This window comes from Clostridium sp. CF012, assembly GCF_018861755.1.
GTDB lineage: Bacteria > Bacillota > Clostridia > Clostridiales > Clostridiaceae > Clostridium_AD.
The window spans coordinates 61949-83884 of the sequence record NZ_JAHLEF010000018.1 but is presented as its reverse complement, the minus strand read 5'-3'; the positions used below and the strand labels follow the sequence as shown (position 1 = coordinate 83884).

The window sequence follows — 21936 nt, the reverse complement described above, 5'->3', positions numbered from 1 at the left end:
AGCCTATAGCCTCATTTAAAACAAGACTAAATAAAATACAAGATTTATTGGGTTTATCGTCTTAAATTTTTAGAAAATGTTGAGGTGATTGCTAGTCACCCCAAAGCTTCTATGTACTGCTAGAGTTATTTTGTTACTTGTGGTTTCTTAATTGACCAAACTATCGGACCATCTGTAGCCTTAGCTGTAACGTTTGGTACTAATACAGTCAGTGTTAGTGCCATTAACCCTCCTGCAATTGCTCTCTTTAAGTTTTTTTTTGTTTTATTGTTCATCTTGTGAACCTCCTTGGTATATATTTAAACTAGAGTTAACTAGTTTATTGCATTAGTTATTTCTTCTAAATCCTTTCTCATATCTTCTAACAATACATCTTTAGTTTTATTGGTTTCCCGTTCACGGAATTCCATTTTTTCTACTAAACTAATTAAGTATTTCATCTTAGGTACATTGTTCTTTAACCTATAAACATTAAAAATCATTTCTATTCGCATGGATGTTTTACCAACTTTTTTACAATATTTACGTAAATTATTAAATATTTGTATTGAACCATAAACATTGCCTAAGTTTTCAAAGCAAATTGCTATAACCCACATTGTGCAACTATATCTAAAATTTAATCCGTTTCGTAAACTCCCAACATATTTCAATGCCTGTTTTAATGATTCATATGCTAGTTCATAATTGCGTAATTTACTAAACATTAAACCACGATGGTAACAACTGTGCCATAAAAAATCATTTTTATTTTCAAGTAATGATGATGATGCTAATTCTATTGATTTATCACATAATATTATAGCTTCCTCATATTTGCATTGTACTGCTAAAGTACATATATTGTTTCTTAGCAGTACCAGCTCACTTTCATTATCCATTTGCATAACTCCTTTCCCAAGGTACTTTTCTATTTGCTCTATGTCATTGTTTATAAAACTTTCAGATAATTGTAATTGAATTTGAAGATTTTTCTCCACCTCTAGCTGAATAAATATATCTTCAATTTTACACTGTTTGTATAGTAATTTTTCTTTGGACAATGTTAGAATAGTATCACATTTTATCTGAGATTGAGTTAAAATATTTACACTAACTCTATTGGAATATTCTTTTAAATTAGAAGTTATTAAACACACTTGTACATTTACATTTTTAGTGTTATTTTTAAAATTTGATACTATAATACAAAAATGATTTTCCATTCCAAGTTCACTTAAATCACATTTCCAAACTTCCCATCTGAAATAACCTGTTCTACTCATTCTTAACATTCTCCTCTGTAGTTTAGCATCGCTAACTCATTAATTTGTTTTATGCTACTGTATTACAGATAGCTTTTAACATAAAAGTTGGTATCATATTTTTATTTTTTTGTAATTCATTCTTATTATCTATAAAGTAGTTATAAATATAAGTCCAGTTATTATTCCATAATTTTGTAATAGCCACTAACATTAAATTATCTTCATTAAAAGTAACTGTTAAAACTTCTTCTAAATCAATATCATTTATAAAATTTGTGTAAAGACTTGGAACATCTTTATTTATTAAAAAATATTCTCCTTCTACTGCTTGCATTTCTTCCTCTGTTATATCTTCATCAAGTTCAAGTATCTTTCTTTGTTGCTCTGCTGACTGCCACTTTACTATACCATCTGACGTTTGAAGTAATTCATTGAATATAATGCCTGTGCAACAAACCTCTTCTTGTAAATCTAGTAGTGAAGCTAACCTTCCAACATTGTCGAAATTTAACTCCCCATTTTTGTTAATGTAAATGTTTGTTAATGTAGTCATTAATAATTCCCCCTATTGTTTTATTTAGTTTTTAAATAACATTTTTATTCTGACCATCATTTCTTCTACAGTGTTCAAAGCCTATTCTAGTATGCTCTACACTATATAGTTTACACTTATTCACATATTTTAGCAATATATAACATATATTTCTTTGACCTCCTAGTTACTCTTGCGACGGAGTGCCTAACATTTAATACTTGTGATTGTGTTGGTACTTTTTTATTAAGTTAAGGTTGCTACCCTCTTACGAATTACTTTCTTATAGCTATAAATTCCAACTATAGAAAACTTTATTTTTTATGTTTTTGTTTCCCATAATTACATTATACTCCTTTCGTATAACTTGTCAACTATTTCGTATAAATTATTTTCTAATTGAATAATTTATATAAATAGTGTAAAATATATACGTGGAGGTGCTGTTAATGATTAAAATGAAACTTCATTTGAAAATGGCTGAAAAAAGAATAACTCAATCTGAACTTGCAAGTATAACTGGGATAAGGCAACCTACTATTAGTGCTTACTATAACGATACATGGAAAACTATATCACGAGAACATTTAGATAGTTTATGTGATTTTTTTAAGTGTAAAATTGAAGATTTGATTGTGCAAATACCTGCTACAAATAGACAAGTAACTATATATGATTATGTTAAAGAGGATTAGCATTTTCGAGTGCTAGTCTTTTTTCAATGTCAACTGAGGATTGAAATTAAATATTCTTTACTTAGAGACAACAAGTAAAGAAAAGGTAGAGGACTAAATTATCCCTCTACCTTTTTTCCGTTTCTATTATTATCTTTTTTAATTCCTCTACTTTTAAACAAGGCATTTTTCTGTGCAACATACTGTGACAATTTGAACAAACCATTCTAAAATCTTTAATTTTAGTTTCTACAGCACCCTCATTCTCACCTAATGGATTTTCATGATGAGCTTCTATATAGCCTTTACCTAATTCGCCGTATTTATCTTCATAATTTTTTTCACAACATTCGCAAAATAATGCACCATATTTTTGCATAAAGTATTTTTTTGATAATTCTGCAATTTTAGGATTTCTCTCAATCTTATAATGTATACATTGCTTTCTAATGCCTTCTTTTACCGATAGATTTTCATACATCTCCATTCTTAAAGGTTCAACTTCATTTATTTCAGATTCAGTAATCTCAATGTTTATTTTAATAATTTCATTTTCATTATCAAGTAATTTTAATGAGTCAATCTCGCTCTGTTCTATTTGCTTATGTCCTCGCATTAAGTCCATATTTTTCAATATACTTCTATATAAACTAGCAGGTATATTTAAATATTCTGCAATGAATTTTTTTTTATGATTAGGTTGTAAATATAAAATTATTTCCTTTAATTTATAATCAAATTTTTCATTTACCAATTCCATTTTTTTCTGAGTTCTTTCACTGGCTTTACCCATTCTAGTATTAAACTTACAATTATACTTATCTATTAAAATATTATATGCATAAGTACTATGTATAGCCTTAGACTTTATCAGATTAAGATTATCAAAGCAATAATCTGAGTACTCTACCTTTGTCCAAATAACTCTATTGATAAAAATTTCCTTAACTTGTTTTTCAGTAAATTCAGATACTATGTAATCTTCATACTTTTTTAAGCAGTTTTCAACCATAATTTTTGTTTCATCAATTATCGGCTTCATAATCTCTACTAATCCACTCCGATTCTTAAAATATTTATTTAAATAATCAGTAACAACGTTTCTATCATAACTCTTTTTATCATATTCAACAGCTTTTAAACAATATAATATAGAATCAGCAAACTTAGCATTGTCTATCTTATACATATGTGGTCTCCCAACATTCCCTTTTCTAGCTAAAAAGTATAATGCTTCATCAACGTTTTTTAATTTTGTAACCTTTAATATCAATTCTGTGAATTTGTCATAATTATACTTATTCATTTAACATAACCATTTATTTTATGATTTAATTCATTATAAGAATTTTCTAGTTCTTTTACTTTATTAGAAATAATATTCGCTTTGTTTTCCATTTCACGTTTTAGAATTTCTATTTCTCTTCCTGATATTTTTATTTCTTTTTTCACGTTATTATATTCTAAAATGTTACATTCAGAAAAAATGTTTTGTGCTAGCTCTAACGGTATATCATATAAAAATGTAGATTTGTTATATACAATATCATATTGCTTACAATACTTTCTAAATTCATGTGGTTTAATATTACATTGTTTCAAAATATCTTTTATGCCCGAATAATATTCAATTTGTATAAAACTCTTCATATGATAATTCGCATTATAATAATTTGCAATTCTAGCAATTACTTCTGGTCTAATTTTTTTTGTTCTTCTAATAAACATTCTATTATATTGGAGTTCATTTTCTCTTTTAATTTGTTGTTCATTACGTTCAATTAACATTTGTTTAATTTTTTTTATATCTGCCATAACATTCACCTCATCTTTAGTTACTTACTACAATTTAATTATATTAACAAATTGTAGGTAAATATAGTGGTAATTATGTCCATACATATAAGCCACTCTAAGCACATCCAATCGGCATGATACGATTGCACCTCAGTCCGTTTTAAAAGTGTTGGGTGGCTTATATGCTTTGTTAGAGGTGGTTTTACCCACAAGTAAATCAGAACCATATCGTTACTATTGATGTTTTTTATCACGTCTCTAAAGTATAACAATTTTTATAAAATCATATTAATACAACACCTTCTAAACCGTTGTATCTTGGTCGAAAATATCACTCTCATTGAAGATACACCTCTTATTCATATATCTTATCATTATTGGATTTAAAAGCCCTGAGAATTGCTCCTATTCCCCATCATGGGGGACGTAGGCATAGCCACAATGGACTGATGGACAATTTTAGGGTAAATAAAAGATAAAAGTATAATTTTACACTATCTCCAAGTGTTAAAAAACCCTTTATTTACTAAATTAAGTGAATAAAATTTTTAGAATGGTCTATAATTTAAATAATCTTTTTATTATGATAATTAACGAACTAATGAAAAAAATACTGCACTTAGGTATCCCCTAGGTGCAGTATTTTTATTTATATTTTTAACTCTATTTATATTTGTATTTCACATGAATAATATTGAAAAATAAGCTTGTCCAATTCCTGACTTAAAGAAACAACCTCACAATTTCTATGATAATACATTATTTTTATATTTACAACATATAATACCATTTTTAACAATTTTGAATAAACAAAAAATAAAAAAGCTAAAGCTAGATTTCTCTAACCTTAAGCTTTCTTATACTTACATAGGTTTAAATGAGGTTTTAGTAGTATATATCTTACCTTTGTAAGTTACCAATACATCAACAACTACATTAAACTTTCTGGTAGCGTTTCCTATTTTAACCTGAATTACTCTTTTACCATTTGAAGCAATCGTGTCTTTATATGTAGCATCGTCAGTTCTATAATGGCAAATTATTTTAACAGAACTTGTTGCAGGTCCATTTACTGTAACCTTAACTATTGTATTCTGAAAAGGTGTTTTGCTATTTACACTTGCTGATACTTTTACAGGAGCTTGTACTACTTTAGCTGTCGTTGCTTGTACTGGTACTGCAATATTGGCTAATAGATAAAATGAGAATGTAAAAATCAATATGGCACTGAAGCTTTTCAGCTTATTTCTCATATATTCTCCCCCTTTGTTTTACATTTCAATTATAATACATTTTGCCACATTTGTAAAAATTTCTTTATTTAAATAGATGCAGTAAATAAAATTTTCAAAATAGTCTATAATTTAAACACCAATCCTTTTTAAATAATGACTAAAAAAAACAATACTGCACTGGGTTCCCCCTAAGTGCAGTATTGTTATTTTTATAGATATTATAATATTTAAATCTTAAATAATATCCTTTCCTTCTAAATTAATATTGATTATATTATACGTAATATGTACTTGGTTTTACTAGTAATGCTAAAAAGTCAATTATTATGCCTATACCAACTAATCCAAATGTAAATAAGTATATGATTCCCATTAAAGTTTTACCTTCATAGAATTTATGCCCTCCTAACCATCCTAAGAATATACACAATAGTAATGCCATCATCTTGGATTTTGGTCTACCCATTGGTACCCCGCCAATGTTGTTATTATTAACACTGCTATTTGAACTATTGCTAGAGTTATTAATAATTATTTGCTGAGGTTGAGCTGGTGCATTTTGTATGCCCATTTTAATTTCTTCAATCTGTCTACCACATTTAATGCATATCACTGCATCTATAGCTACTTTTTCCCCACAAAATTTACAAAACTTTGTTTCCATTCTACTCGGTTCTACCTTAGTTTCCGTTTTATTCAGTTCTAACCTAGTTTCCATTTTATTCTGCCCCCTTTGTTCTAATACAAATTATATATTTAAATAATCTTAAAATCAATATAAATATAGTTAAAATTAGTATATAATTCCTTTTAAAAGGTTTTTCCAACCATTTCAAATAAATTTTCTATTGTACAATTTAAATTATGTTTGTATAAACTGCTATAGTATCCTTTATTTCCATATTGATTGATTATTTTCTCCTACTCAATGTTGATAATGGCGAGGTTTTGATAGACATAGTAACTATATCTTCATCCTTTATTGACTGTAGGTATATCTTTGTAATCATGACATTCTCATGTCCAAGAATACGAGATAAACTGTAAATATCTAACTTATTACGCAACTGTTTTTGAGCAAAATAGTGTCTTATTGTGTGAGGGGAACATCTTATATCTTTCCTTACACCTGCTATTGTACCTGCAATCTTGACCACTCTTTCAATAGTTTCAATGGTAAGTGGTAATCCTGTATTTGATAAAAAATAGTTATCATAATTAATATTCTTATCTTTAAAATAAAACTCTTTAATCCTATTGTATTTCATCATAATCTTTCTTAGTTCTGGACTTAATCCGACTTGCCTTTGTTTATTACCTTTCCCTTGAATTAGAACATAATTGTCCTTTATGTTATTGTTTAATATGCTACAAGTCTCAGCATTCCTTGCTCCTGTATCAACTAGAAAAGCTATGATAGTTTTATTTCTTGCATTTAAATAGTTAAAATAGTTAAAAGCATTTACCATATTTATCATTTCCAAATCAGTAAATGTATTTATTAAAATCTTAGGTTCTCTTTGCCATGATATTTTTAAACATGGATTTTTACTCACATATTCTTCATTAATACAGTATACAAAAAATGCTCTCATACATTTTAAAATTCCATTTGCATAAGTTTCCGTAAGTCCTTTATCTATTAAAAATCTAAAGTAGTTTTTAATATGCAAATGCGAAAACTCTTCTAATTCAGTAATATTAAATTCTTTTTTAATGTAGTTAAAAAACCTCTGATTATTATTTCTATAACTCTTTAAAGTTCTTGGACTAATTTTTCTTATCTCACAATCAAATATAAATTCTTTTAACGAATCATTTATTAACATAAAAAAACACCCTCTCATATTGACTAATTATCAATATAATAAGGTGTTCAACTCGTACATCCATAACTGAAACACATTAACCTATTCGTATGCCATCATAGAACGATTTTCTTAAACGTTTACCATCATGCCATTGCCTCTCAGCCCTTTATCCCTCAAATTCCTCAGGGAACTCTGCATTATGATAAACGTCTTGTACATCGTCATCATCTTCAAGCATATCTATAAGCCTTTGTACCTTACCTGCGCCTTCTAAGCTAACAGGTATCATGTTATCTGGTATCATTGTAAGCTCTGCAGATGCAAATTCAAATCCTGCTGCTTCTAGCACTTCTCTTACTGCTCCAAAGTTTTCTACAGCTGTGATAATTTCAAACATTTCTGTTTCTGCGTTGAAATCTTCTGCACCTGCTTCTAGTGCTAACATCATGATTTCATCTTCATCCATAGCCGCTGTTCTTTCTATGATAATTTGTCCTTTTTTAGCAAACATCCAGTTTACGCATCCTGCCGCTCCCATGTTTCCACCACATCTATCAAAAGCATGTCTTACAGTTGCTACACTTCTATTTTTTTTGTCTGTTAATGTGTTAATTACTACAGCAACGCCTTCTGCTCCATAACCCTCATAAACTATTTCTTCGTAGTTTATGTCATTAAGCTCCCCAGAGCCTTTTTTTATTGCTCTAGTTATTGTGTCAGCAGGCATGTTATTAGATTTAGCTTTTGCTACTACATCTCTAAGTTTAGCATTAATCTCTAAACTTGCACCACCTTTTGCTGCCATTATTAATTCTTTACCTATTTTTGTGAATATTTTACCTCTTTTAGAATCCATTTTACCTTTTTTCTGTTGTATGTTATGCCATTTTGAATGTCCCGACATTTGAAATTCCTCCCAACTAACTATTTTATGTGTGAAATTTTTTTTGATTATGCCTAATATATAGCAATAATCCTATGAATTAGTTATAAGTACATTACTTTCCCATTATATCATCGAATAATGTACTTTTCAAATAAAAGAAGAAAAGTATTTATACTTTTCTTACAATTTACTAAAGGAGGTTGTTTTCCACGTATTATTCGTACAATCTGTTTTCTAATTTGAAGTACATTTTCGTCTCTTCTTCTTCAAACATTGCTTTTCCAGAGGTAACTTCAGTTATTTGTGACTGTAATTTTTCTAGATTATTAAACTCACAAAGAATTTTAATTTTCACTTTGTCAGTATACTCTATATTCTCTATATGAGTGTTTCCCTCTGCACATACATGTTGCAGCTTTCCAAGTAGATCATATTCAATTACTATTTCTAATGGAATACCCTTAACCTTCTCCACTACCCCTGCCTCTTTAATGGCTAGGGAAGCCCCTTTAGAATATGCTCTTGCAAGCCCACCAGTGCCAAGAAGGATTCCTCCAAAATATCTAGTAACTACTACAACTACATCTGTAAGGTCGCTCTTTTTTAAAACCTCTAGCATAGGGATCCCTCCTGTACCATGAGGTTCTCCATCATCACTATATCTCTGTATCATTCTATTTTCACCAATTATATAGGCATAAACATTGTGCCTAGCTTCTTTGTGCTGACTCTTAATCTTTTGGATAAATTCCTTAGCTTCTTCTTCCGTTTCAACTCTTTTCCCATGACCGATAAAAATGGACTTTTTCTCTTTAAATTCAGCTTTTGATTCATCTTTTATTGTAAAATAACTCATTCAAATTCTCCCGTCATTGACTCGATGTTCTAGAGTGAAATTTAAGGCTAGCCCGTAGTTTTTCTCTATATTGGCTCCATCAGTGATAAAAAATTTTGAGCCGCATCAATTATGTATTTTTTGTCCGTATTCTCATATAAGTATTTTATTTTTGTAATAGCTTTTTCACTTTTTATTTTACCTAGAGATTTTATTGCATAACTTACCACTTGTGGATTCTCGTCAGAAAGAGCTCTAAGTAATGCCACTTCTGCTCTTTCATCACCCATTTTTCCCATTGCCGAAACTGCCATTCTACGTATATTTATGGATTTATTCACAGAAGCTTTGATTAAAATATCTAAACAAGCCACATCTTTTAATTCACCTAAAATCCAAACTGCAGCCTCTTTGTCTTTAGGATACATCTCCCCATAACTAGTTTTTATGAGTGTAGTTAATTTATTTTTATTTTCCTCGCTCATTGAATTTAAAAAATAAATTTTATCCTCTTTTCCAGCGTTCGCAATACTTTTGAAAAGTTCATTAGTATCATTGCTTTTCACTAAAAATCTATATTTTATTTTACCATCTATAATATGTTTTTGCACAATGGCATTATCCAAATTTCTGATTTTACATATGGCTTCCATAGTTTTGCCCTCTAAAAACAAGAAATAAGATATTTCTTCATGGGAATATTTCCCAATGGATTGCCAGTCGATGTCCACTAATCCCTTTTTCAAAAGCTTCTCACCTTACCTTGTTTGTATTTTCTCTAATATTTCTGATATAATCTTAATCCCTTCTTCTATTTCGGGCTTTTTTAATTCTGAAAAACTCAATCTAAAATAATTATTGCCCTGCTGCGCATTTTTATAAAATAAAACTCCAGGTGTAATTAAAACTTTTCTATTCTTGCAGCTATAAAACAAGTCCATAGAATTAATTAACAAACCATCAGCTAATTTAAAATAAAAATTAATGCCCCCTCCAGGAGTAAAATAACTAACTTTATTGACTAAATATTTATCTATACAATTTATCATAAAGTCATATTTGTCTTTATAAGCCATATTAAGATAATTTATATGCTGTTTCCAAAGATCTTTATTTATATATAAATCTAGGGCACGCTGCATAAGACTTGAAGTTGATATATCTGTGTTAATTTTTGAATTTTGAATGTGCTCTTTGTATTTCTCTGGTGATATCATATATCCTAGTCTTATTCCTGGCAGAAATATCTTTGAAAAACTCTTAATATAAATAACTCGGTCAAATGCATCTAAGCTCTTAAAACTCTTATATTGCTTTTGGTCATATATTAGCTCAGATAAATAATCATCTTCAACAATATAAAAATCATAGACCTCTGCAAGTTCTAATATTTTTAGCTTTTTCTCCAGACTATAGGTGGCTCCTGTAGGATTTTGAAAATAACTCATGGCATAAAAACATTTTATTCTATTCTTCTTTAGTATTTCTTGAAATTGTAGTAAATCTATGCCATCTTCTAAGATATCAACTTCAAATATATTAGCCCTTCTCCATTTGAAAACCGTTAGTGCACCACCATAGGTTGGTTTTTCTACAACAACATTATCATGAATATTTATTATAGATTTTGACACTATATCAATACCCTGCTGTGCCCCGGAAAGGATCAATATATCCTCAGAGCTTACCTTATTGTCCCAAAAAAAACTACTTATACTGTTTCTAAGTCCTTCATACCCCAAAGCTTCCTTATATGCAAAAGCTTCTGCACCATCTCTATCTAATACTTCATTCAATACATCTTTAAATACTGTTACTGGGAAAAATTCACTACTGGTGATTTCTCCTGTAAAATCTACATATATTTTAAGCTCTTGCCCAGAAATCTTTTTTAAGGTATTTGAATATTCTTTTTTAAACTTTATATTTGTATCTCTTCTTTTAGCATAAGTTCCACTGCCCATCTTTTGATATGCATAGCCCTCAGCTTCAAGTTTTTTATAAGCACTAACTACGGTAACCTCATTAACCATCAATTTTTTTGCTAATTTTCTTATAGAAGGTAATTTTTCACCGTCATCAAGGTTATTTTCATCAATCATCTTTTTTATATGTTTTGATATTTCTATATACTTGGGGATTTCTAAGTTGAACTTGATTTCATACTTCTGCATAACTACACCTATTTATTTCAAAAATTTTAAACAAAATATACATTTTGCTTAAATAAGATTTTTTCCTTGTCAATTTTAAAATCTCTTGTTTCCTTTTTAATAATATCCCTTTCCCATAGTTTGTTAAGCAATTCTTCCATGTCTATATCAAAATGCACAAATAAATCCTCTGCCATAATTTCCTCAGCGCTTAAAAACTTATCTTGCTCTCTCATAAAGTTTAAAAGTAAGTCGCAATTACTCTTAATACTTGAATTAATGCTTTCCTCTAGAAATGTCATCGTTTCTTGAATCGTATCTGCTATATTTGATTTTTCAAAAAATAATTTATCAACACATTGTTTAAAATCATCATTTAAATTCATGGCCATGGCCAAAACGTCCTTGCTAATCATATACCCTGATGAATTAACAAATAGTCTTGAATACTTTTCTATACATCTTATGGCTGTACTGTAGGATGTATATATCCCATTGCTCCATAAATACTTTTTACATACTCCCATATCTTTTAAAAGCTTTCCTAAAAAAAACATACCCCATCGTTCTCTATCAACATCCGGGAAAAATCTACCACCATCGAACCTTACTGTTACATCCATATCTTTTGAAAACACTAGCCTTGAAGATGAGAAAATTCTATGTATATATCCGCCCTTTAGATTGTCAGAATAAATTTGTATAAATTTTTCTTTACCCATGAGTTTAATATGAACAGGAATACCTTTTTCCTGCGTATATATATCTCTAATTTTCTCGAAATTTTCTTTGACAATTACGAAAAGATCAATATCTGATTCTTCCCACAAATCTCCTGTCACCATACTTCCAAATACCATCACTGATAAAACTGATTCATCAATTTTTATTCTATCCACTACACTATTAAAGGCATTTTGATATTGTAAAATAGTTTTTGTCATTCCTGTTCCCCCCAGTTCTTAGTGTGCTTTAGTTTCCTACTACAAAATCGATTTTCTTAAATCAATATTTTGTTGATTTTAATTCTGTCATAAAAATTACAATTACTGCACTGATATATATGGACACAGAATTGATCATGGTCATTAATTTCCATATTAGCAGTATAATCGTCGAAATATTCTTGTATTATTCCTTTATCCATCATTATAGCACTACATTTTTCACACTTGCAAATTTTTCTTTCTAGATTATTGCAAACCGGACATATTTTTTTCATTATATTACCTCCAAATTCATTACCATATTTATTTTTACCAGTTTTAATAATAATAACCCTTAATTTCCTAGCAAATTAAATAAAAGAATCAAGGCCATATCAACCCTGATTCTCTTTAATATTATAAAAATTATTTACAATCACAATCATACTTAGCGAGTTTCAGCATATTATCAATTTTACATCTCAATACCTCAATTAAGTCATCGGCGATTTCATTAACATCTACAACTAAATCTAGAGCATCTTTTATTTTTGAAGCATGCCCAAAATTTGTATTTGACATATTAGACGCAGAGATGGAAAAATTACCGGCTGCAAAGGACAACACCGTTAAAGTATCTGTTAGTGGTTTTACATCATTTTCAAAATAAGCCCTTGCTTTGAAGTCCAAAGGTAATCTATCCAACTCAAATCTTAAAATATTTATATTTACAACCTTATCTGTCAATGATTTAAAATCAAAACTGTCAGAAGTATTGCTGGTGTCACTAGCTTCAGTTAATGGTTGCTGAATAGATGAACCTTCATAGGTATTCTTATATTGCTGAGTAATATCATCTATAATTTTTTTTTCATATTGGTAATTCGGATTATGTGTAATTTGTTTTTTATTTTGCCTCGTTTCATTATCTGAATTTAATTTATCCTCATCCATAACTACTCCTATATACTATGATAAATTCAATAGACCTAATACTTAATTATATAAGGTATCCATAGATTTTATTACACCTTTTTTATTTTTTTAATAAGTGTAATAACACAACCTTATCCATTAGTTCATTAATGATATTTTACACTACAATATATTTTAAACTACAATATATTTTTCACACTTGTTATATATTTCATCGTCCCCTTGTACTGACATAAGAGTTCCCTCTTCACTGTATTCTTCTGATTCTACCTTAGAACCTCTATGCAAATATGCCACCATGGATTGATCAGTGTATGGTATAAGTACATTAAATTTTTTAAGCGTATACGGAAGATCTTCACAAGCTTCTCTTAATAACTCTTCCAAATTTGTGCCATACTTAGCGGATATTTCTATACATTTTAAATTTTTATATTTTTCTTTTATCTTTAAGATGTTTTCTGGTGAGGCTTTATCAATTTTATTTAACACCAATATCATTGGCTTATCAATTACCGCAAGTTCTGTTAATACCAAATCTACAGCTTCTATTTGTAGTTCTGCACTATCTGAGGATACATCTACTATGTGCATCAATAAATCTGAATATACAACTTCTTCTAATGTAGATTTAAAGGCTTCCACCAGGTCATGAGGAAGTTTTCTTATAAAACCTACAGTATCCGTTACTGCTGCCACACGATTATCAGGTAATAGTAGTGCTCTTGTTGTTACGTCTAAGGTTGCAAATAGCATATCTGCTTCAAAGACTTTATCTTTTTGAACTGCACTTTTTAGCGCAGCTACATCGCATAATGTATTTCTAAGTGTTGATTTTCCTGAATTAGTGTACCCGACTAAGGATATTTTCGAAACACTTTCGCGACTTCTCTTTTCCCTTTGTACACTTCTGGTAGTTCTTATTTTTTCTAATTCTTTGTTTAAATCAAAAATACTTTCGCGTATTCGTCTTTTATCAATTTCTAATTTTTTCTCTCCAGGCCCCTTTGTTCCAATTCCCGCACCGGTTCTTGAAAGCATAGTTCCAAGTCCCTTTAAACGTGGTAACCTATACTTTAATTGTGCAAGTTCAACTTGAATTTTTGCTTCCCTAGTTCTTGCTCTTCGTGCAAATATTTCTAATATCAATGTAGTCCTGTCTATAACCTTGCACCCAAGCACTTCTTCTAAATTTCTAACTTGCGAGCCAGATAATTCATCATCAAAAATAACTAAATTCGCTCTTAGCGCTTGTCTAAAACCCGCAATTTCTTCTGCTTTACCGCTACCTATATATAAGGCTGGATCTATTTTATGTCTATTTTGCAGAATTATATCTACCGTTTCTACATTACAGGCCTTTGCAAGCTCCCGAAGTTCTACTAAGTCCTCTTCGCTTTCTATACCCACTAATATAGCTCTTTCTGCATCATCTTCAATGATTTCACTTGTCTTCATTAATTTTTCTATGTGTTTAACTTTGTCAATGATATCATATTCTATTACTTGATCTATACTTAGAGGTCCTATTTCTTCTTCTACTAGAATATTATTTTCTATTCCACAAAAACCTACATTATACTTTAAGTCTTCTTTTTCTGAAATGCCAATAGCCACTATACAATCTAACTTTAGTTTTATTAGTGCTGACATATCAAGAGCAGACAATCTAGAATTTCCATTGGGATGGGTATGTACTATTTTAACTCCAGATAAACGCCCTTCTCTTATATCTATTATAGGCAGTTCCACTGTGCTACTGTCGCCAATTGCCATACTAATTATTTTACCTTTTCTATCAATTGCCGCACTGACTTCTCTTTTTAAATCTTGTGTTACCTCAACTAGTATATCTACCAGTTCTTCAGATAAAATGCAATCTTTTGAAACTCTTATATCACAAGCATTTTCTAATTTATTTAAAATTGAAATCTTAACACCATCAATATTTCCATAAATCAACGCATATCACTCCATTCTAATATATTTTAACAAGTTTTCGTATTCTTATACTTGACAACTATCTTATAATTTTATACTATTGAACCACTATTGTAAATATATAACGAGGGCGGGATTAACATTGGATGATAAAAAAGTAAATATTCTTATATCTAAAGACCAAATTGATGAAAGAGTTGGACAACTTGGTTTAGAAATATCCAAAGATTATGATGGAAAAAAATTATATATTCTTTCATTACTCCGAGGTAGTTTCATCTTTACTGCAGACCTTGTACGTCAAATAACTGTTCCTACAAAAATAGGTTTTATGACAACTTCAAGTTATGGTGCAGACGAAGAGTCCTCTGGAACAGTTAATATTATAAATGACATCCCTGACAATATTTCCGGTTTTGATGTATTAGTAGTGGATGATATTGTTGATACAGGAATAACTATGAATTCTATTATGACTAGGGTAAGATCCCTTGGAGCTGCTTCTGTTAAATCTTGTGTTCTTTTAGATAAGCATGAGCGAAGAAAAATTGATATAATACCTGATTATTGTTGTTTTGAAATCCCAGATCTTTTTGTAGTGGGATATGGATTAAATTACGGAGACTACTATAGAAATATACCTTACGTATTTAATTGGGAAGATTAGGTATTTTTCACCTCTTCCTTTGGAATGTCCACAAAATATAATTAGAAATAAAAAAAGTACGTTTAATTGCGTACTTTTTTATGTTTATATTACTTATCACCACTATTCCCCAGTTTAAAACCTGTACCATTTAAATCTAGACCGATTGCAGTATTGGGTGTTTTTCCCACAATAATGGTTTCAGCAATTGGTATCTCATTAGCTACTTCGATATCATTGCTTTTCAAGGGAATAATTACTTTAACTGTGGTTTTTACTTTAACATAGATCTTATGTCTAGTTTGATTTATACCTGCACTTTCAAACTCAGAAGAATATTTAGTTTCTACAAGGCCTACAGGCTGCATTTTTATGGTTATGCGTGGACCATAATAAGATAAAATATTATTTCTTGTTATATAACCTATAGGGACTTTGATGCCTATATCCCCCAATTTCAAGAGCTCCTTTTGGGTTTGCAGCGCAACATCACAGGCTATTTTATTCATTTTTAAAGTATCTGCTTTTAGCATTACAATATTCCCTTCAGAATCTTTATCAACTCTTATAATCTCATCGTAGTTAAACTGCTTGGAATATTCATTAATAATTGCTCTATTAACAATTTCTGTTGCTTTTGCTCTCATTTCTGCATCAGCTACTGCCATTACGGTGGGCATTACGGTTTTATCAAAAATATATATGAATATTGTAAAATTTATCATAATTATGGTTATAATTATTAATATTCTAGTTTTAACTTTGTTTTTAATATTTATTACCTCCATTTAAGATTATATGTTATTATATGTAGTTCTTGTAAGCTACAGAATTAAATAGTATATCAAAATGGATATTTTATATTAATATAAATATATGGTATAATATTAACAACTAATTATACTTTACAATATGTATTTTCACATAAGACTTGTAAATTAATAATTATCATCCGCTCCAGAGAAATACAAGGAGGACATTCAATGAAAGAAAAAGTAACTACTCAAATTAAAGATAAAAAGCCTACACCTAAGAAGAAAAAGTCAACGGGCAGGAAAGTTTTTAAAAGCCTTGTTTTTACTATTATGTTTATAGCCTTAATAGCCATGGTAGCTATGAGTGGAGTAGTCCTAGCTATGGTTAAAACAGCTCCTGACTTAGATATTAATGTATTTTTAAAATTAGATGAACCCTCAATACTATATGACAATGATTCAAAGTATATGGATGAATATATTACCTCTGAAAGAAGAACTAATATATCTATTAATAAAGTTCCACTCACCCTTAGGGATGCATTTATAAGTATTGAGGATTCTAGATTTGGTACACACCCGGGCATTGACATAAAACGATTGGGTGGGGCTGTATTAAATGATATAAAAATAAAAATAAAGGGGAGTGGCGAAAGTCTCCAAGGCGCATCAACTATAACTCAACAATTGGTTAAATATAGAATGTTTTTAGAAGATTCTATGGAGAATAGAACTTCTATAAAAAGAAAAGTTCAAGAAATTTCTCTTTCGCTAAAGTTAGAGAAGATTTTGACTAAAGACCAAATTTTAGAAGCTTATGTAAACACTATTTTTTTAGGGGGAAAAGCTCACGGTGTGGAAGCAGCCTCACAGCAATATTTTGGTAAGTCTATTGAAAAATTAACCTTAAAACAATCTGCTTTTATTGCTAGTGCTGCACAGAATCCTACTCTTTCATATAACTTGGCATATAAAGCAGCAAAGTCTAAAGAGGCTTTTGTTTCAAATAGAACAAAAACTGTTCTTGAAAGCATGTTAAGATATAACAAAATCACCAAAGCACAATTTGATTTAGCTATGGCTGAAAAGCTAGTATTTAGTTTTTCAATAAAAGATGCAAACAAGATGAACTTTGAGTTCTTCTCTAGGCCCGCAATTGTTCAGGTTTCTGAAGATTTGATGAAAACATTAAATATTAGCCAAGCAGAAGCATTTTCAATGCTTATGTACGATGGATTAAAAATTTCTACAACCATGGATAGAAATCTCCAAATTGCATCCCAGAAACTGATTGATAATACTGTGAAATCAAATAAAGGGAACAACCCAAAAATCCGAGCTGCTTCAGTTATCACAGATTATCATACTGGTGAAGTTAAAACTATTATAGGAGGAACTAGCGACGAAGGTCCTATGACTTTTGACAGAGCTGCGTCTATGTCCTTCTTGAAGCCACCTGGATCAACTATTAAGCCACTAACCGTATATGGGCCAGCTATTGATACGAAAATAGCTACAGCTTCTACGATTATTGAAGATTCACCATTAACAGATGAAATGGCAAATAGATTAGGTGGAAAGAATAATCCTCCATATAATCCTAAAAATTCTGGCAATACATATAAAGGATATTTAACCCTAAGAGATTGTCTTAAATATTCTGTTAACGTGGCTGCTGTGAAAATTGAGGATATGATTACTCTTAAGACTGGTGCATCTTATGGTGAAAAATTTGGATTACAGTTAGATGACACAGATAAGGGCAGTTCCGCTGCTATGGCCCTTGGGCAATTGAATGGTGGTAAGTATTTGGGAACTAATCCTCTTACTATGGCAACGGCATATGGCGTTTTTGGTAACAATGGAATGCGCACTGATCCAAGATTATACACTAAAGTAGTTGATAGGGATGGGAAAGTATTGCTCCAAACAAAATATGATCCAAAACCTGTTTTATCTCCTCAAAGTGCTTATATAATGTACGATTTATTGCGTGGTCCTGTAACTGCAGGTGGTACTGGAACAAATGCTCCTTTTAGCGACATGCCTGTTAGAGGTAAAACTGGTACTTCTTCTGATTCAAAAAATTTATGGTTTGTTGGATTAACACCATATTATTCTGCAGCTGTTTGGATCGGAACTGATAGAGAAAATGTTGAAATTCAAGGACTAGGTAGTAATGACGCCGCATTATTATGGGGAAAACTTATGAAAGTCGCCCACACCAATCTTCCAGTTAAGGAAGTAGAGCGGCCTTCTGGTATATCCTCCTACTCCGTATCAAAGGATTCGGGAGATATACCTTCAGCCTTAACATATGCAGATCCAAGAGGCAATAGAGTTTACTCTGAACTATTTATTGACGGAACTCAGCCAACAACAGTAGATAGCATACATGTTTCGGAAAAAGTTATCAAGGATCCTAGTGGTAAATATGTTCTGACATCAGAATTTACACCACTTGAAAAGATAGAAACAAGGGTGTTTATAAAGAGAAATTATATACCTAATGTGTTCTTAATAGATTCACCTTATGTTTTACCAACAGCTGTTGACACCTTTTCAAAAAAAATTATTATTCCACCGGTTAATGTTCCACCTGTTACAGATCCTCCAATTACGGATCCTCCAATTACGGATCCTCCTGTTACAGATCCTCCTGTTACGGTTCCTCCTGTTACGGATCCAACCGGTAATGCTCCTCCCAAAGGTAATAATGGCAATCATTAACATAAAAAAACTACTATCAAATTTTGATTTTTGATAGTAGTTTTTTTTATCCTTTTGTTTTAGGATTAAATACTAACGCCATAATATACCCAAAAAAAATCGCAGCAGTAATACCTCCCGCAGTGCCTTTTATTCCTCCCGTAAATGCTCCTATAAGACCAACCTCATCTACTTCCTTCATTACGCTTTTAGCTAAGCTATATCCAAAACCAGGCAGTGGTATACTGCCACCTGCTTTTCCATATTTTATCACCACATCATATATATTTAGTGCACCTAGTATTACGCCACCAGTTACAAATACAACTAATATTCTAGCTGGTGTTAATTTAGTAGTGTCCATAAGTATTTGACCTATTACACAAATTGCCCCCCCAACAATAAAAGCCATAATGTAATTATTCATTTATTCACCTCCAAACTCTATACAAACAGCATGTGCTATTCCTGGTATTGTTTCTCCTTGCAAAGATGAGGTAGGACTTAGAAGCGCTCCTGTGGAAACTAAAAGTATTCTTTTAAATTTTCCCTTTAGCATATTTTTGAGTAGGTACCCTGTTGCAACCACTGCAGAGCATCCACACCCACTACCACCTGCATTAGTTCCTTGTTTTTCAGCATTGAAAATTTCCTCACCACAGTCAATATAATGACCTTTCATATCATACTTATATTCTAAGAGCAATTCCTCGGTAAATTGTCTTCCTACCATGCCTAGGTCTCCCGTTGCAATAATATCATAATCCGAAGGTTTTCTTCCCGTATCCATAAAGTGCTGTTTAATAGTGTCCACAGCTGCGGGTGCCATGGCAACCCCCATATTATTTACATCGGTTATTCCATAGTCTTTAACTTTGCCAGTCGTAACATGTGTAACATAAGGAAAATCACCTTTTTTGCCTAAAACCATTGATCCTGCTCCAGTAACGGTCCATTGTGCCGTTGGAGCTCTCTGACTTCCCATTTCTAATGGTAACCTATATTGTCTTTCAGCTGAGGAGAAATGCGATGAAGTAGCTGCTACAACATAATTAGCCATGCCTCCATCCATTATCATTGAACCTATACTTAAAGACTCTGCCATAGTTGAACAAGCTCCATAAAGTCCTAGAAAGGGTATATTCAAATCTCTAGCTGCAAAACTTGAAGAGATTAGCTGATTTAGTAAATCTCCTGCTAGTAGATAATTTATATCAGTTTCCTGTAATTTTGCTTTTTTTATACTCTCTTTAATCGCAATATATAAAAGACTTGATTCAGCTTTTTCAAAACTAGTAGTTCCATTAAGATCGTCTTTTAAAATTCTATCAAAATACTCTTTTAATGGTCCCTGACCTTCCTTAGGACCCACTATATTATAAGTACCAATAATTCTAGGTTTGCTTTGAATTTCAACTGTTTGAACTCCAATTCTTCTACCCATTTTAAATCACCACCTTATAAAGTAATATAAAATACCTACGATTACAGATGAACCAATTCCATATACTAAAACAGGTCCTGCAATTGTAAACATTTTAGCCGCTACACCAAAAACAAAACCCTCTTTTTTAAATTCCATTGCTGGCGAAACAATGGAATTTGCAAACCCTGTAATTGGTACAACGGAGCCTGCTCCTGCAAAATCACCTAGCTTATCATATATACCTATGCCCGTAAGTATAGCTCCTAGAAACACCATAACTATGGAAACATAGCTCCCTAGCTCATCGATCGGAACACCCATTTTTGAAAAAAAATCGCTGATAAATTGTCCAATTACACATATCAATCCTCCAACCCAAAAGGCATTAAAGCAATGTAACAGTAGATTAGGCTTAGGAATTTTATTAGAATTGAGGTGTTCAAACTTTTTTCTTATAGTTTTTTCTTCCACTTTCATGAAATATCCTCCTTGCTCTTCTTTAAAATGGACACTATTTATTATATTGAATTATTCGGTTAGAATATATTTTATCACTAAATTATTATTTGCAATTATATAAATTTTAGTCAAAAAAAATAAGAATCATCTATAGATAAACAACTTACAATCAAACATTGAAGTTGTTTATCTATATTTCATCTTATCAGCTCAGCTTTTCTTTCATTATTTTTAAAACTTTCTTTTCTATTCTTGATACTTGTACTTGGCTTATTCCCATCATTTTCGCTACCTGAATTTGTGTATTATCTTTAAAATATCTTAGCATAATTATTTGCCTTGATTTTGCATCAAGTTTTCTAAGTGCTTCTTTTAGGGCAATCTTATCCAAAACCTCGTTATCTTCTTCATATTTTTCACTTAATTTATCTATTAGTAATACTGGGGCACCATCATCTTGGTGTATTGTATCAAATAAATACTGCATATTACTTGCAGACTCTAGTGCATATACTATATCTTCTTTTTCAATATTAGAAAAAGCTGATAGTTCTTCAATGGTAGGATCTCTACCTAGTTCTTTTGTTAGAGTGTCTTTATCATAATGTAATTTCCGAGCAGTATTTTTAACACTTCTACTCACTTTTATAATTCCGTCATCCCGAAGAAATCTTTTAATCTCTCCCATTATCATTGGCACTGCATAAGTTGAAAACTTCACGTTATACTTAGTGTCAAAATTATTAATTGCTTTTACTAGACCAATACAGCCAATTTGGAATATATCATCATACTCATATCCCCTATTGAGAAATTTTTTACTAATTGATGCAACTAATGGTAAGTTCATTTCTACTAGCCTATCTAGCGCACCAGGTTCACCATCTCTAGCCAATTGAATGAGGAGCATATTATCTTCATAATTATAATTGTTCTTTTTAACTATTTTTTGATCCATAATATTCCAC

25 protein-coding genes are annotated in these 21936 nt (G+C 30.7%); 3 read left to right on the top strand and 22 right to left on the bottom strand.

Annotated elements, in window-relative coordinates; translation table 11 throughout:
• Window positions 1-125 precede the first annotated feature (125 nt).
• From KPL50_RS15950 to KPL50_RS15940, 3 genes are read right to left on the bottom strand one after another with little or no spacing between them, the layout of a single operon-like run.
• Entirely contained in the window at window positions 126-275 is a 150-nt protein-coding gene (locus KPL50_RS15950) for a hypothetical protein (protein ID WP_216299532.1), read from the bottom strand.
• Window positions 276-314: 39 nt separating this feature from the next.
• The gene (locus KPL50_RS15945) at window positions 315-1265 is read right to left on the bottom strand and encodes a type II toxin-antitoxin system PemK/MazF family toxin (protein ID WP_216299531.1); all 951 of its coding nucleotides are present in this window, start codon (window positions 1263-1265) and stop codon (window positions 315-317) included.
• A gap of 49 nt (window positions 1266-1314) precedes the next feature.
• Window positions 1315-1800, bottom strand: coding sequence for a hypothetical protein (locus tag KPL50_RS15940; RefSeq protein WP_216299530.1), 486 nt, complete (start codon window positions 1798-1800; stop codon window positions 1315-1317).
• Between the two features lie 428 nt (window positions 1801-2228).
• Between KPL50_RS15940 and KPL50_RS15935 the strand changes: the two genes are divergently transcribed.
• Window positions 2229-2474, top strand: a complete 246-nt coding sequence (locus tag KPL50_RS15935; protein ID WP_216299529.1) for a helix-turn-helix transcriptional regulator — start codon at window positions 2229-2231, stop codon at window positions 2472-2474.
• A 106-nt stretch (window positions 2475-2580) separates the two neighbouring features.
• On the opposite strand, the gene KPL50_RS15930 is transcribed toward KPL50_RS15935, so the two are convergent.
• From KPL50_RS15930 to hflX, 14 genes are all read right to left on the bottom strand, one after another.
• Window positions 2581-3759: a hypothetical protein gene (locus tag KPL50_RS15930; protein WP_216299528.1), complete on the bottom strand. Its 1179-nt coding sequence runs from the start codon at window positions 3757-3759 to the stop codon at window positions 2581-2583.
• On the bottom strand, window positions 3756-4268 hold the full coding sequence (locus tag KPL50_RS15925; protein WP_216299527.1) for a hypothetical protein: 513 nt from the start codon (window positions 4266-4268) through the stop codon (window positions 3756-3758). The genes KPL50_RS15930 and KPL50_RS15925 overlap by 4 nt, the downstream gene beginning before the upstream one ends.
• 649 nt (window positions 4269-4917) lie before the next feature.
• Entirely contained in the window at window positions 4918-5010 is a 93-nt protein-coding gene (locus tag KPL50_RS27955) for a Spo0E family sporulation regulatory protein-aspartic acid phosphatase (RefSeq protein WP_375372932.1), read from the bottom strand.
• A gap of 103 nt (window positions 5011-5113) precedes the next feature.
• Window positions 5114-5503, bottom strand: coding sequence for a hypothetical protein (locus tag KPL50_RS15915; protein ID WP_216299525.1), 390 nt, complete (start codon window positions 5501-5503; stop codon window positions 5114-5116).
• Between the two features lie 256 nt (window positions 5504-5759).
• The gene (locus KPL50_RS15910) at window positions 5760-6203 is read right to left on the bottom strand and encodes a TM2 domain-containing protein (RefSeq protein WP_253200658.1); all 444 of its coding nucleotides are present in this window, start codon (window positions 6201-6203) and stop codon (window positions 5760-5762) included.
• A gap of 193 nt (window positions 6204-6396) precedes the next feature.
• Window positions 6397-7314: a tyrosine-type recombinase/integrase gene (locus tag KPL50_RS15905; RefSeq protein WP_216299524.1), complete on the bottom strand. Its 918-nt coding sequence runs from the start codon at window positions 7312-7314 to the stop codon at window positions 6397-6399.
• Window positions 7315-7462: 148 nt separating this feature from the next.
• A complete protein-coding gene (locus KPL50_RS15900; RefSeq protein ID WP_216299523.1) occupies window positions 7463-8200 on the bottom strand; it encodes a YebC/PmpR family DNA-binding transcriptional regulator in 738 nt (245 codons plus the stop codon).
• A gap of 196 nt (window positions 8201-8396) precedes the next feature.
• Window positions 8397-9038, bottom strand: coding sequence for a YigZ family protein (locus tag KPL50_RS15895; RefSeq protein ID WP_216299522.1), 642 nt, complete (start codon window positions 9036-9038; stop codon window positions 8397-8399).
• 65 nt (window positions 9039-9103) lie between these two features.
• The gene (locus KPL50_RS15890) at window positions 9104-9763 is read right to left on the bottom strand and encodes a HEAT repeat domain-containing protein (RefSeq protein WP_216299521.1); all 660 of its coding nucleotides are present in this window, start codon (window positions 9761-9763) and stop codon (window positions 9104-9106) included.
• 12 nt (window positions 9764-9775) lie between these two features.
• Window positions 9776-11191 carry a PLP-dependent aminotransferase family protein gene (locus KPL50_RS15885; protein ID WP_216299520.1) on the bottom strand — a complete coding sequence of 472 codons (1416 nt, stop codon included), beginning with the start codon at window positions 11189-11191 and terminating at the stop codon, window positions 9776-9778.
• Between the two features lie 26 nt (window positions 11192-11217).
• Window positions 11218-12114, bottom strand: coding sequence for a nucleotidyltransferase domain-containing protein (locus KPL50_RS15880; RefSeq protein WP_216299519.1), 897 nt, complete (start codon window positions 12112-12114; stop codon window positions 11218-11220).
• Between the two features lie 56 nt (window positions 12115-12170).
• A complete protein-coding gene (locus KPL50_RS15875; protein ID WP_216299518.1) occupies window positions 12171-12392 on the bottom strand; it encodes a hypothetical protein in 222 nt (73 codons plus the stop codon).
• A gap of 130 nt (window positions 12393-12522) precedes the next feature.
• Complete coding sequence (locus tag KPL50_RS15870; RefSeq protein ID WP_216299517.1) at window positions 12523-13050, bottom strand: hypothetical protein; 528 nt, start codon at window positions 13048-13050, stop codon at window positions 12523-12525.
• A 156-nt stretch (window positions 13051-13206) separates the two neighbouring features.
• A complete protein-coding gene (gene hflX / locus KPL50_RS15865) occupies window positions 13207-14994 on the bottom strand; it encodes a GTPase HflX (protein WP_216299516.1) in 1788 nt (595 codons plus the stop codon).
• Window positions 14995-15115: 121 nt separating this feature from the next.
• Between hflX and hpt the strand changes: the two genes are divergently transcribed.
• A complete protein-coding gene (gene hpt / locus KPL50_RS15860) occupies window positions 15116-15640 on the top strand; it encodes a hypoxanthine phosphoribosyltransferase (RefSeq protein ID WP_216299515.1) in 525 nt (174 codons plus the stop codon).
• Window positions 15641-15729: 89 nt separating this feature from the next.
• Here the strand turns inward: hpt and yunB are convergent, their stop codons facing one another.
• Entirely contained in the window at window positions 15730-16407 is a 678-nt protein-coding gene (gene yunB, locus KPL50_RS15855; RefSeq protein WP_216299514.1) for a sporulation protein YunB, read from the bottom strand.
• Between the two features lie 195 nt (window positions 16408-16602).
• On the opposite strand from yunB, the gene KPL50_RS15850 reads away from it, so the two are divergent.
• Window positions 16603-19104, top strand: coding sequence for a transglycosylase domain-containing protein (locus KPL50_RS15850; RefSeq protein ID WP_216299513.1), 2502 nt, complete (start codon window positions 16603-16605; stop codon window positions 19102-19104).
• A gap of 46 nt (window positions 19105-19150) precedes the next feature.
• Here the strand turns inward: KPL50_RS15850 and spoVAE are convergent, their stop codons facing one another.
• The 4 genes from spoVAE to sigF all read right to left on the bottom strand — a co-directional run bounded on the left by spoVAE (window position 19151) and on the right by sigF (window position 21926).
• A complete protein-coding gene (gene spoVAE / locus KPL50_RS15845; RefSeq protein WP_216299512.1) occupies window positions 19151-19510 on the bottom strand; it encodes a stage V sporulation protein AE in 360 nt (119 codons plus the stop codon).
• Window positions 19511-20527 carry a stage V sporulation protein AD gene (spoVAD, locus tag KPL50_RS15840; protein ID WP_216299511.1) on the bottom strand — a complete coding sequence of 339 codons (1017 nt, stop codon included), beginning with the start codon at window positions 20525-20527 and terminating at the stop codon, window positions 19511-19513.
• A 6-nt stretch (window positions 20528-20533) separates the two neighbouring features.
• Entirely contained in the window at window positions 20534-20986 is a 453-nt protein-coding gene (gene spoVAC / locus KPL50_RS15835; RefSeq protein ID WP_216299510.1) for a stage V sporulation protein AC, read from the bottom strand.
• Between the two features lie 187 nt (window positions 20987-21173).
• A complete protein-coding gene (gene sigF / locus KPL50_RS15830) occupies window positions 21174-21926 on the bottom strand; it encodes an RNA polymerase sporulation sigma factor SigF (RefSeq protein ID WP_216299509.1) in 753 nt (250 codons plus the stop codon).
• Between the last annotated feature and the right edge of the window lie 10 nt (window positions 21927-21936).

Excerpts from the sequence above, each read along its gene's own strand:
- KPL50_RS15950 (WP_216299532.1), bottom strand. The coding sequence starts at position 275 with ATGAACAATAAAACAAAAAAAAACTTAAAGAGAGCAATTGCAGGAGGG.
- KPL50_RS15945 (WP_216299531.1), bottom strand. The coding sequence starts at position 1,265 with ATGAGTAGAACAGGTTATTTCAGATGGGAAGTTTGGAAATGTGATTTA.
- KPL50_RS15940 (WP_216299530.1), bottom strand. The coding sequence starts at position 1,800 with ATGACTACATTAACAAACATTTACATTAACAAAAATGGGGAGTTAAAT.
- KPL50_RS15935 (WP_216299529.1), top strand. The coding sequence starts at position 2,229 with ATGATTAAAATGAAACTTCATTTGAAAATGGCTGAAAAAAGAATAACT.
- KPL50_RS15930 (WP_216299528.1), bottom strand. The coding sequence starts at position 3,759 with ATGAATAAGTATAATTATGACAAATTCACAGAATTGATATTAAAGGTT.
- KPL50_RS15925 (WP_216299527.1), bottom strand. The coding sequence starts at position 4,268 with ATGGCAGATATAAAAAAAATTAAACAAATGTTAATTGAACGTAATGAA.
- KPL50_RS27955 (WP_375372932.1), bottom strand. The coding sequence starts at position 5,010 with ATGTATTATCATAGAAATTGTGAGGTTGTTTCTTTAAGTCAGGAATTG.
- KPL50_RS15915 (WP_216299525.1), bottom strand. The coding sequence starts at position 5,503 with ATGAGAAATAAGCTGAAAAGCTTCAGTGCCATATTGATTTTTACATTC.
- KPL50_RS15910 (WP_253200658.1), bottom strand. The coding sequence starts at position 6,203 with ATGGAAACTAGGTTAGAACTGAATAAAACGGAAACTAAGGTAGAACCG.
- KPL50_RS15905 (WP_216299524.1), bottom strand. The coding sequence starts at position 7,314 with ATGTTAATAAATGATTCGTTAAAAGAATTTATATTTGATTGTGAGATA.
- KPL50_RS15900 (WP_216299523.1), bottom strand. The coding sequence starts at position 8,200 with ATGTCGGGACATTCAAAATGGCATAACATACAACAGAAAAAAGGTAAA.
- KPL50_RS15895 (WP_216299522.1), bottom strand. The coding sequence starts at position 9,038 with ATGAGTTATTTTACAATAAAAGATGAATCAAAAGCTGAATTTAAAGAG.
- KPL50_RS15885 (WP_216299520.1), bottom strand. The coding sequence starts at position 11,191 with ATGCAGAAGTATGAAATCAAGTTCAACTTAGAAATCCCCAAGTATATA.
- KPL50_RS15880 (WP_216299519.1), bottom strand. The coding sequence starts at position 12,114 with ATGACAAAAACTATTTTACAATATCAAAATGCCTTTAATAGTGTAGTG.
- KPL50_RS15875 (WP_216299518.1), bottom strand. The coding sequence starts at position 12,392 with ATGAAAAAAATATGTCCGGTTTGCAATAATCTAGAAAGAAAAATTTGC.
- KPL50_RS15870 (WP_216299517.1), bottom strand. The coding sequence starts at position 13,050 with ATGGATGAGGATAAATTAAATTCAGATAATGAAACGAGGCAAAATAAA.
- yunB (WP_216299514.1), bottom strand. The coding sequence starts at position 16,407 with ATGGAGGTAATAAATATTAAAAACAAAGTTAAAACTAGAATATTAATA.
- KPL50_RS15850 (WP_216299513.1), top strand. The coding sequence starts at position 16,603 with ATGAAAGAAAAAGTAACTACTCAAATTAAAGATAAAAAGCCTACACCT.
- spoVAE (WP_216299512.1), bottom strand. The coding sequence starts at position 19,510 with ATGAATAATTACATTATGGCTTTTATTGTTGGGGGGGCAATTTGTGTA.
- spoVAD (WP_216299511.1), bottom strand. The coding sequence starts at position 20,527 with ATGGGTAGAAGAATTGGAGTTCAAACAGTTGAAATTCAAAGCAAACCT.
- spoVAC (WP_216299510.1), bottom strand. The coding sequence starts at position 20,986 with ATGAAAGTGGAAGAAAAAACTATAAGAAAAAAGTTTGAACACCTCAAT.
- sigF (WP_216299509.1), bottom strand. The coding sequence starts at position 21,926 with ATGGATCAAAAAATAGTTAAAAAGAACAATTATAATTATGAAGATAAT.